At 64.5% G+C, this 6,758-nt stretch carries 9 protein-coding genes; 7 read left to right on the plus strand and 2 right to left on the minus strand.

The genetic code is table 11. The features are described from left to right. Positions 1 to 150: 150 nt before the first annotated feature. Together VMI09_08490 and VMI09_08495 are read left to right on the plus strand one after the other, a co-directional pair. Positions 151 to 987 carry a hypothetical protein gene (locus tag VMI09_08490; GenBank protein ID HTQ24720.1) on the plus strand — a complete coding sequence of 279 codons (837 nt, stop codon included), beginning with the start codon at positions 151 to 153 and terminating at the stop codon, positions 985 to 987. Positions 988 to 1,026: 39 nt separating this feature from the next. Beyond that, a complete protein-coding gene (locus tag VMI09_08495; GenBank protein HTQ24721.1) occupies positions 1,027 to 1,809 on the plus strand; it encodes an SDR family oxidoreductase in 783 nt (260 codons plus the stop codon). A 164-nt stretch (positions 1,810 to 1,973) separates the two neighbouring features. On the opposite strand, the gene VMI09_08500 is transcribed toward VMI09_08495, so the two are convergent. Continuing rightward, positions 1,974 to 2,201 carry a helix-turn-helix domain-containing protein gene (locus VMI09_08500; protein HTQ24722.1) on the minus strand — a complete coding sequence of 76 codons (228 nt, stop codon included), beginning with the start codon at positions 2,199 to 2,201 and terminating at the stop codon, positions 1,974 to 1,976. Positions 2,202 to 2,485: 284 nt separating this feature from the next. Between VMI09_08500 and VMI09_08505 the strand changes: the two genes are divergently transcribed. From VMI09_08505 to VMI09_08515, 3 genes are read left to right on the plus strand one after another with little or no spacing between them, the layout of a single operon-like run. Then, positions 2,486 to 3,031, plus strand: coding sequence for a YbhB/YbcL family Raf kinase inhibitor-like protein (locus VMI09_08505; protein HTQ24723.1), 546 nt, complete (start codon positions 2,486 to 2,488; stop codon positions 3,029 to 3,031). A gap of 53 nt (positions 3,032 to 3,084) precedes the next feature. Further along, a complete protein-coding gene (gene yihA / locus VMI09_08510) occupies positions 3,085 to 3,711 on the plus strand; it encodes a ribosome biogenesis GTP-binding protein YihA/YsxC (GenBank protein HTQ24724.1) in 627 nt (208 codons plus the stop codon). After that, positions 3,708 to 4,688 carry a glycosyltransferase gene (locus VMI09_08515; GenBank protein ID HTQ24725.1) on the plus strand — a complete coding sequence of 327 codons (981 nt, stop codon included), beginning with the start codon at positions 3,708 to 3,710 and terminating at the stop codon, positions 4,686 to 4,688. Before yihA ends, VMI09_08515 begins: the two co-directional genes overlap by 4 nt. 77 nt (positions 4,689 to 4,765) lie before the next feature. Here the strand turns inward: VMI09_08515 and VMI09_08520 are convergent, their stop codons facing one another. Then, on the minus strand, positions 4,766 to 5,128 hold the full coding sequence (locus VMI09_08520; GenBank protein HTQ24726.1) for a DUF4019 domain-containing protein: 363 nt from the start codon (positions 5,126 to 5,128) through the stop codon (positions 4,766 to 4,768). A gap of 187 nt (positions 5,129 to 5,315) precedes the next feature. Between VMI09_08520 and VMI09_08525 the strand changes: the two genes are divergently transcribed. Together VMI09_08525 and VMI09_08530 are read left to right on the plus strand one after the other, a co-directional pair. After that, positions 5,316 to 5,852 carry a hypothetical protein gene (locus VMI09_08525; GenBank protein HTQ24727.1) on the plus strand — a complete coding sequence of 179 codons (537 nt, stop codon included), beginning with the start codon at positions 5,316 to 5,318 and terminating at the stop codon, positions 5,850 to 5,852. Positions 5,853 to 5,901: 49 nt separating this feature from the next. Continuing rightward, a partial coding sequence (locus tag VMI09_08530) for a hypothetical protein (GenBank protein HTQ24728.1) occupies positions 5,902 to 6,758 on the plus strand: 857 nt, incomplete at its 3' end.

The following is a 6,758-nucleotide window of genomic DNA, read 5'->3' on the forward strand; positions in this document are numbered from 1 at the left end:
GCCGCGTCGGTTAGAGTTTCGCACATCCCCTGCCCCGCAATCGCTCTGGACGCGAGACGGTCGCGCATTTGACTGCGGGGCATCCTTGATCGATCTCTAATCCGCTCCAGTTCGCCTCCGAATCGCGCGCGCAGACGCAAAGGTTGACCGATGGATTTTGGAAGTTCCGCACCGCTTGGAATTGCTTTGCTTGGATTGGTGCTCGGGATGCGGCACGCGACCGATCCGGACCACGTAATCGCGGTGACCACTATCTTGAGCCGCGAGCGGCGTCTTGCGGCGGCCGCCCGTATCGGCTTGGTGTGGGGCCTCGGACACTCCGTCACCGTGCTCGCGGTTGGCGCCGCGATCATCGTTTTCAAGCTAGCCGTCCCGGTCCGCCTGGGGCTGGCGATGGAATTCGCGGTCGCGATCGTGCTGATCCTGCTGGGTATCGGCGCGGTTGGCGCTCTGATGCGTAAAGCGGCGTCGCGTCTGTTCGGAACACGGGTGCCCGCTGAGCAACGCCTGGTTGTGCACTCGCACTCTCACGCTCACGACGGCGCGCGCCATCGCCACCCCCACGTTCATCGCCAGGCGCACCAGCCCTCCGCCGCGGCCAGCCCTCACGATCATGGAATCGAGGGCCCTGCGTTGCCGCCGTTCGCCTCGCGCCGCCGCGTGCTCAAGTCCTTTGGCGTCGGACTGGTCCATGGGCTCGCGGGCAGCGCGGCGATCGCGCTGCTGGTTCTGAGCGCCATTCCGGAGCCTCTCTGGGCTACGCTTTACTTGACGGTTTTCTGTGCGGGCACGGTGATTGGGATGGGATTGATCACGACCGCCATCGCGACGCCGCTTATTTTCGCATCGACGCGGATGTCCTCGCTCCACGGCCGGTTGGTCGTCGGCTCGGGACTTTTGAGCTTCGTCTTCGGCCTGTTCCTCGCCTATCGGATCGGTGTCGTCGACAGGCTCTTCGACGGTGCTCCCGTCTGGACTCCGCACTGAGCGCAATCGCAGGAACGAAATCCGGAGAGATACACAGGCATGGAAATCAAGGGTAAGACTGCCGTCGTGACCGGGGGCGGATCGGGTATCGGACGCGCTACGGCCGTGCGCCTGGCATCCGAGGGCGCCACGGTGCTCGCCGCTGACCTCGACGAAGCGGGAATGCGCGAGACGGTGCGGCTAATCGAAAACGCCGGCGGACGCGCGGCCGCGGTACGCGTCGACGTGACAGACGCCGAACAGACGCGGCACATGATGGATACTGCGCTCGCGACCTTCGGCCGTTTCGACATCCTGCACAACAATGCGGGAATCGCCGTCGGGACCCCTCCCTTTCCGCAATGCGACCTCGACCGCTGGCGCCGAGTCCTCGATATCGACCTGCAAGCGGTTATCCTGGGGTGCTTCCTCGCTGGGCCGATGATGCAGCGCGGCGGCGGCGGCGCGATCGTCAACACCGCCTCGATGGCCGGGTTGTATCCGTACGTCGATGATCCTGTCTATGCGGCCGCCAAGGCAGGTGTCGTCAACCTGACTTATTCGCTTGCCCCTTGGGCGCAGCGGTTAAAAGTCCGGGTCAACTGCATCTGCCCGGGCGTCGTCGATACGCCGCTGGTAAGAAAGGCGGTCGAGATTCAGCAAGGTCGTGGGCAGGAGGTGAGCCTGCCCAAGCGGATTCTCAAGCCCGAGCAGATCGCGGACGGAGTGATGCGACTGCTTCGCGACGACACACTTTTCGGGCGGGCGCTTGAAGTCAGGCCTTCAGAGGTGCGTCTGGTAGATGTGCCCGGGCTGCCGAGAAAGAACCCAGCGCTGACATAGAAACGGCGCTGACTGAGGCTATTTCTCAGGCGTACGCCTCGTCAAAACCCAGCGCAGAAAGGCAAACGGCCGAGAGCCTATTCGCCTGAACACTCTTTAGCTAAGTTAGATGTTCCTCGCGGCCAGCCGACGCTGTCGCGCCTGCTGGCCGCGTGAACGTTCAGCTAATTGCCGCGAAGGCTATCAGCAATCTCGCTGGGCTTCATATTTCGCTCGAGGCACCAACGGTCGATTACCTCGGCGTTGAAACGCCAGTCGGTGCCGATGCGGAAGCCCGGAAGCTCGCCGCGCCGCAGCAGCTTGTAGATGGTTGACGGATGCACGCGAAGATAAGCCGACAGCTCCTTCACGGTCATCACGCGGGGCAGATTGTACTTTGCTTCTGTAGCCATTTTTTCTCCAGGTCAGCTTGTTCTCGACACCGCCCCCTTACGGTCAAGAACCACTGCGCTTCTAATATCCTGCTGAATCGGATGCTACCTTAAACTCGCCTTGATTGCAAGCAACGTTCGCAAAACTGCTTGCGCTGGTCAAGAGGTTACTCAAGGGTTAACGTCATCTTTGTCCGCAATTGCCGCTGTACACTGCACTTCCTAACGGATTACTATCCGCAAGCTGATGGTTCGTTCGTAAAGAACGCCTTGCATCGCGTCCCGCTATATCAGGAGGCCACTATATGAAGGCTTATGTCAAGGCGATCAGCGTACCCATGGCGATGGTGCTGTTGACTCTTTCTCGCTCGGCAGGAGCGCAAAACACGCTCGCTATCACAAGTACGGCGTTCGCCGCCGGCGCTTCGATCCCGGTTGCCTATAGCTGCAAAAGCCCAAAGGTTCAGTCACCTCCCCTTGCGTGGAAGGATGTCCCTGCCGATGCAAAAACCCTCGTCCTTATCGTAAAGGATCCCGACGCCCCCAGGGGCACATTCATCCATTGGATCGTCTATAACCTTCCCGCCGGCCTGAGCGGTTTGGACGCCGGGGTGCCCCTAGCCGGGACACTTGCCAACGGCGCGCTCCAGGGCGCCAATAGCCTTGGCCGGCTGGGCTATATGGGTCCGTGTCCACCGCCGGGCAGCGCGCCGCATCATTATCACTTCGAGCTGAACGCGCTAGACACCGCGCTGGACCTGAAACCGGGCGCTACGGCGAACGAGGTGGAAAGCGCCGCGAAGGGTCATATCAAGGCGACCGGCGAGCTTGTCGGCACCTTCGCCAGGTAGCAACGCTACCGGATGGGCGTGCGACGCCGCGCGACGGACGCTAAGCTCGCAAGATGCGGCTTGAAGCCAAATTCGTGACCTCGGCTTTCGGGCCTGAGGGGTACCCACGCTGGGAGCGCGCCGAGGTAGCGATCGCCGGACGCTCCAACGTCGGCAAGAGTTCGATGCTCAACGCGCTCGCGGCATCGAAGAACCTGGCGCGCACCTCGCGCACGCCGGGCCGCACGCGCGCGCTCAATTTTTTCTCGGTGGGCGATGCTCTCGCGATCGTCGATCTGCCGGGCTACGGCTTCGCCAAGATGGCGCGAACGGAGGCGGCGCGAATCGCGTCGATGATGAACGCCTATCTCGCCCGCCGCGAGCTCCTGGCCGCACTGGTGCTGCTGATCGACGCGCGGCGCGGGCCGGAGAGCGAAGAACTCGACCTCGCGGCGTTCGCCGCCGAGCGCTCGATTCCGCTTATCGCGGTGGCGACCAAATGCGACAAGCTCCGCCGCTCGGAGCGCGCGGCCGCAGCAACGCGATTCAAGCCGCTCGGCGTCGAGCCGGTCCTCTGCTCCGCGCTTGACGGCGAAGGTATCGACGACCTCCGCCGACGCATCGCCGGCTGCGCACGCGCGGCCAGGCGCGCGCCGGCGCCCGACGAGGACGACGCAGCGGCCGATCCGCTTTCGCGATGACGCCCGAGATAAGCGTAATCATCCCGACTTACAACCGGCGCGCGATGCTGCGCGAGGCGCTGGCCTCGGTCGCCGCACAGCGCCATTCGAGCTTCGAAGTCAGCTACGAGGTCATAGTCGTCGATGACGGCTCAACCGACGGCACCTCGGAAGAGCTGATCTGTCGCGGCGACGATATCCGCGCCGTCAGGACCGAACGGCGCGGGCCGGCCACCGCCCGCAATCGCGGTATCGCGATCGCGCGCGGGGGCCTGATCGCTTTTCTCGATTCGGACGATTTGTGGATGCCCGCAAAGCTCGCGCGCCAGAGCCGGTTCATGCGCGACCACCCCGATTGTGCGATCGCGCAAACGGGGGAGATCTGGATGCGCGACGGCAGGCGCGTCAATCCCGGCCGGCGCCATCGCAAGCGCGCCGGCGACATCTTTATCGATTCGCTCCGCACCTGTCTCATCAGCCCGTCGGCGGCCATCCTGAGGCGCGAGCTATTCGATGAAGTCGGCGGTTTCGACGAGGACATGGCCGCGTGCGAAGACTACGACCTGTGGCTGCGGATTGTTGCGCGCCACGAAGCCGGCCTGCTCGACGAGCCGCTTGTGATTCGCCGCGCCGGCCATCCCGGGCAGCTCTCGGCAAGCGTCGCGGCGCTCGATCGTTTCCGTATCCGCGCGCTCGCGAAGCTGCTCGCCGACGGCTCGCTCAGCGCCGGCCGGCGAGCGGCGGCGGCGGAGGTGATGGCCGAAAAATGTCTCGTCTATGGCAAGGGGCTCGCCAGCCGTGGCCATCATGACGCCGCCGCTTTCTTCGCTGACGCGGCGCGCTCGGCGCTCGCGCGATGGACTCACGCGCCCGACGCCGCGCTCGAGACGTCGCGTGCGACGATGCACGAGATGCTCAAACTCCGCGAGACCTCCGCAATCTCAACCGATCCCGCAGTGCGCCAGGATCATCCGGGCCCGCCATCAATCCCTATCTGATGTAATGGCCGGAGACGCGCCACTCCCCGTCCGCGTCAAGCATCGGGGTCACCGTTTCCACAGCCGACTTCTTGTTTTCAAAAGAGGCGGCGTACCTGATGACGACGTACTTGCCGTCGGGGGGCACCCGGGAGAGTCGTCGTATAGTGGGCAGCCGTGAGTTTCCGCGTATTGACCTTGCCGAGCGGCTCGCGCACCGCGGCCACCCGCTGCTCCCATTGTTCATCCGTGATGGCGGCTTTGAAGAGACTGCTGGCCGATTCCCAGCTCTGTTTGTATTCGCCGTCGTCCAACAGTTTCAGCCATTTCTGAGCCGCTTGCGTCGCTTGCGCCACAGCGGCGGCGTTTGACTCTCCCGCTTGAATCGCCCCGACCTGAAAGAGCAAAACGAGCGGCGCTCCCAGTAAAATCCCTGCCAGTAAACTCCAATGTCGGCTCATGTTCCCTCCGGGCTTACACCATAGAGCGATCGTATCGACCAACCCGCTGGCCGGTAGCGGCCGCCGGATGATACAAGACGGGCACGTATAGCTGGTTCGCTGAGGAGTCGGCAATGCGCTGCCGGAACTGTTCAGCCGAAAATCCTGCGCGAGCGCATATGGTGGAGCCGGATAGCTTGGAGAATGGATGAGCGACGACGACAGCGCAAAAGCCATCTGGGCGTGGGCCGAAGCGCATCATGTGGACCGTGCGCAGCTCGAGCGATGGCTCGCGCTGGATGCGCAGAGCGCGGCCGCGCTGCTCGACGCCGCCGTCCGTCTGCGGTTACGAGTAGGCCAGTTGCAACGCGCGCGCGAAATGCTCGAAGAGATCGCGCTGGTCGAGCGGACGCAGGCCACCGCCGTGCTTGCTCGCGCGCCGCTCAAACGGATACTTGAAGGGGCTGGACCTGCGCCGGCGCGGGGGCGCGCCTTCGTCGAGGAGCTGCGGGCGATGCGCTTTCCGCGGCTGGGCCGCGCGCTCGAACAGATCAAGGCGGAAGTGGCTGCGCTCAGGCTCCCGCGCGCGATCGAGGTGACGCTGCCAAGGGATCTCGGCTCCGACGAACTGCGGATCGAGATTCGGGTGCGTAGCGCTGCGGAATTCCGGGAATCGCTGCGGGCGCTCGCGGAAAGGACGGACGGGATGGAACGAATACTGAACCTGCTCGGCGGCGAGACCTGAGCGGGATTTTCTTCGCAAGACTTTTCCTACAGGACTTTATTCCGAATCGATGAGTTTTGAACTGGACGAAATCGTTATCGAAGAGCGATGCCGCCAAAGCGCGCTGGCCGTGCGCGTGCTCAGCCGCGCCCCTGCCGCGATGTCGGTTAGTTTCATCGCCGACGCCCGCGACGCCATACGCCCGGCTCCCGGCGCCTCCGACCCGTTCGGCGCCGGCAAGCGGCGAATGGTCGTGATGGAGCGGCGGGCGCCCTTCCTGATGGCCTGTCCGGCGGGCTCCTCCGAGTTCGCGTGTTGCGGATACCTGGTGGTGGTGCTGGCGTCGAACTGTCCGATGGATTGCTCCTACTGCTTCCTGCAGGAGTACCTGGCGGACAACCCGGGCTTCCAGGTTTATGCCAACTACGCCGACGCCTTCGACGAGCTCGAGCGCGCGATGCGCCGTGCGCCGGGGCGCGCGCTCCGCGTCGGCACGGGCGAGCTGGCCGATTCGCTCGCGTTCGACCGGATGACGGACATCAGTCGCGACCTGGTCGAGTTCTGCGCCGCGCGCGCCGGCGTTCTGCTCGAACTCAAGACCAAGACCGACGAAATCGACAACCTGCTCGCCGTCGATCCACGCGGCCGGACGCTGGTATCGTGGACGCTGTCGCCGCCGCGCGTCTTCGCAAGCTCCGAGAAGGGCACGGCGGCACCGGCGGCGCGCCTTGCCGCCGCGCGCAGCGTGCTCGAGGCGGGCTACAAGGTCGGCTTTCATCTCGACCCGGTGATCGCCTATCAAGATGCTGAGCGCGATTACCTCACGCTGCTGGACGACCTGTTCGACGCGATTTCGCCCGCGCGCATCGCGTTCATCAGCCTGGGGGGCCTGCGGATGACGCCGGCGCTCCGCTCCGCGGCACGCCG

The sequence above is a fragment of the Candidatus Binataceae bacterium genome (assembly GCA_035500095.1).
Taxonomy (GTDB): Bacteria; Desulfobacterota; Binatia; order Binatales; family Binataceae; genus JAKAVN01.

Coding starts and splice junctions, on each gene's coding strand:
- VMI09_08490 (HTQ24720.1), top strand. CDS start 151: ATGGATTTTGGAAGTTCCGCACCGCTTGGAATTGCTTTGCTTGGATTG.
- VMI09_08495 (HTQ24721.1), top strand. CDS start 1,027: ATGGAAATCAAGGGTAAGACTGCCGTCGTGACCGGGGGCGGATCGGGT.
- VMI09_08500 (HTQ24722.1), bottom strand. CDS start 2,201: ATGGCTACAGAAGCAAAGTACAATCTGCCCCGCGTGATGACCGTGAAG.
- VMI09_08505 (HTQ24723.1), top strand. CDS start 2,486: ATGAAGGCTTATGTCAAGGCGATCAGCGTACCCATGGCGATGGTGCTG.
- yihA (HTQ24724.1), top strand. CDS start 3,085: ATGCGGCTTGAAGCCAAATTCGTGACCTCGGCTTTCGGGCCTGAGGGG.
- VMI09_08515 (HTQ24725.1), top strand. CDS start 3,708: ATGACGCCCGAGATAAGCGTAATCATCCCGACTTACAACCGGCGCGCG.
- VMI09_08520 (HTQ24726.1), bottom strand. CDS start 5,128: ATGAGCCGACATTGGAGTTTACTGGCAGGGATTTTACTGGGAGCGCCG.
- VMI09_08525 (HTQ24727.1), top strand. CDS start 5,316: ATGAGCGACGACGACAGCGCAAAAGCCATCTGGGCGTGGGCCGAAGCG.